The sequence below is a fragment of the Streptomyces fuscigenes genome (assembly GCF_021556455.1).
GTDB classification, from domain to species: Bacteria; Actinomycetota; Actinomycetes; order Streptomycetales; family Streptomycetaceae; genus Streptomyces; species Streptomyces fuscigenes.
On record NZ_JAKGCV010000606.1, the window covers coordinates 1 to 2,630 of the forward strand.

The 2,630-nt window shown below is 76.0% G+C and carries 2 protein-coding genes; one reads left to right on the top strand and one right to left on the bottom strand.

Annotated features, from left to right (window positions below):
- Nucleotides 1-69 precede the first annotated feature (69 nt).
- Nucleotides 70-954 (bottom strand): LLM class F420-dependent oxidoreductase, encoded by an 885-nt coding sequence (locus L1885_RS26865; protein WP_235799756.1) that lies wholly within the window; start codon nt 952-954, stop codon nt 70-72.
- A gap of 392 nt (nt 955-1,346) precedes the next feature.
- Between L1885_RS26865 and L1885_RS26870 the strand changes: the two genes are divergently transcribed.
- Nucleotides 1,347-2,630: glycosyltransferase family 4 protein (locus L1885_RS26870; protein WP_372482038.1), on the top strand; the 1,284-nt coding region annotated here is incomplete at its 3' end.

Sequence of the window (2,630 nt, forward strand, 5' to 3'; positions counted from 1 at the left end):
GCGGGCGGACGGGCCCGGCCGGGCGGGGTCGCCCGGCGCCGGACGGGTCCCGCCCGGCGCCGGGTGCGGCTAGGCGCCCGTCATCGGCAGGACCTCGGCCAGTGCGCGCCACTCGGCGAGCGGGAGGTCGGTGGCCGGGTCGGCCGTCACCACCTGGACGGCGACCTGGTCCGCGCCCGCGGCCAGGAACTCGCCGACCCGCCGTGCGACCGCCTCCGCGTCGCCGAGCCCGAACACGGCGTCCAGGAGCCGGTCGCTGCCGCCGTCCTCGAAGTCGGCCCCGGAGAAGCCGAGGCGCTCCAGGTTCTTCGTGTAGTTCGGCAGGCGCAGGTAGCGGCCGAGGTAGGCGCGCGCCGTCGCGCGGGCCGCTGTGAGGTCGGGGTCCAGCACGACCTTCAGCTCGGGGGCGAGCAGCGCGTCCGGTCCGAGCAGCTCGCGGGCCCCCGCCGTGTGTTCGGCCGTCACCAGGTAGGGGTGCGCCCCCGCGGCCCTCCCGCGGGCCAGCTCCAGCATCTTCGGGCCGAGGGCCGCCAGCACCCGGCCGCCCGCCGGGACCGGCTCCGGCGCCTCGTCGAGGGCCGTGAGGTACTCCTTCATCGTCGAGTAGGGGCGCGCGTAATCCTTCGTCAGGGCGCTGTGGCTCGCGCCGAGCCCCAGCACGAACCGCCCGGGGTGGCCGCGCTCCAGGCGGGCCCGCGCCGCCGCCACCTCCCGCGCGCCGTGGTCCCAGATGCTGAGGATGCCCGTGGCGACGGTGAGGCGCGTGGTGGCTTCCAGCAGGGGTCCCGCCTCCTCGACCGACGGACTGCCGCCGAGCCAGACCGTGCCGTATCCCAGGGACTCCAGCTCCGCCGCCGCGTCGCCGACCCGCTCGCCGTGTCGCGGGTTGCCCGTGCGCAGTGCCGAGCTCCAGACACCGATGGTGCCGAAGTGCGTCGTGTTCGCGAGGTTCATGGACGTCATGGTGGTGCAAGGCGCGACCGGACGCCGTTGTTCCACGCGGGGCATGCCGGAACGCCCGCCGTCGCCCTGCGCGGAGCGGGCGGGCGGCGGACGCCGCGCCCCGGCGGCCCCGGACTTCGGCGGAGACCTCGACCCGCGACGCCGCCGCCCGCGAACGGCCGCCCGCGCGGGAGGGCGAGCGCGGGGAACGCGCAGAAGGGGAACGGGGCCCCGCCGGGCCCGGCGTGGTGGGAATCACCTGATCCGGCGGCATCCGGGCGGCTACCAGCCGGTAGATTCGGAGGCTGTCGTCGGCCCGCCGTGACTTGTCCCTGCTCGCCGTGGCCGGTTACGCTCCGTCGACACGTTAAGTCGACAAAGAGCCGGGTGGGAAGGGTGCGGGAGTGACCGCTGGAGCCACGGAGTCCCCTGCCTCGCCGGACCCGGCCGGGCCGCCCCCGCCTCCCGCGCCCGCGCCGCCGCCGGCTCGGCGCCGCGGGGGTCCGGGCGATCCCTCCGCGCCGCTGAGCATCGCGCTCCTCAGCTACAAGGGGAATCCGTTCTGCGGGGGCCAGGGCGTGTACGTGCGCCACCTCTCGCGCGAACTGGCCCGCCTCGGGCACCGGGTGGAGGTCGTCGGCGCACAGCCCTACCCCGTACTGGACGAGGTCGAGGGCGTCACGCTCACCGAGCTGCCGAGCCTCGACCTGTACCGGCAGCCCGACCCGTTCCGCACGCCGAAGGCCGACGAGTACCGCGACTGGGTCGACGCGCTCGAGGTCGCCACGATGTGGACGGGCGGCTTCCCCGAGCCGCTCACGTTCTCGCTGCGCGCACGCCGCCACCTCGCGGCCCGGGCGGGCCGGTTCGACGTCGTGCACGACAACCAGACCCTCGGCTACGGCCTCCTCGGCGATGTCGGCGCGCCGCTCGTCACGACGATCCACCATCCGATCACCGTCGACCGCCGCCTCGACCTGGAGGCCGCCGAGGACTGGCGCAGGCGCCTGTCGGTGCGCCGCTGGTACGGCTTCACGCGCATGCAGCGGCGGGTGGCACGGCGGCTGCCGTCCGTGCTGACGGTCTCCGGGTCCTCGAAGCAGGAGATAGCCGCGGACCTGCGCGTCCCCGCCCGCCGCATCCACGTCGTCCACATCGGCGCGGACACCGGCCTGTTCTCGCCCGACGCGGCCGTGCCCGAGGTGCCGGGCCGCATCGTCACCACCTCCAGCGCCGACGTCCCCCTCAAGGGGCTCGTGCACCTCGTCGAGGCGCTCGCGAAGGTCCGTACCGAGCACCCCGACGCGCACCTCGTCGTCGTCGGCAGGCGCGCCGACGACGGTCCCGTCGCGCAGGCCATCGCCCGCTACGGACTGGAGGACGCCGTCCGGTTCGTCAAGGGGATCTCCGACACCGAGCTCGTCGACCTCGTGCGCGGCGCCCAGATCGCCTGCGTCCCCTCGCTGTACGAGGGATTCTCGCTGCCGGCCGCCGAGGCCATGGCCACCGGCACGCCGCTCGTCGCCACCACCGGCGGCGCGATCCCCGAAGTGGCCGGCCCCGACGGCGAGACGTGCCTGGCCGTGCCGCCCGGCGACTCCGGCGCGCTCGCCGCGGCCCTCGGCAGGCTGCTGGAGTCGCCCGAACTGCGGGCCCGGCTCGGCGCGGCCGGCCGGGACCGCGTCCTC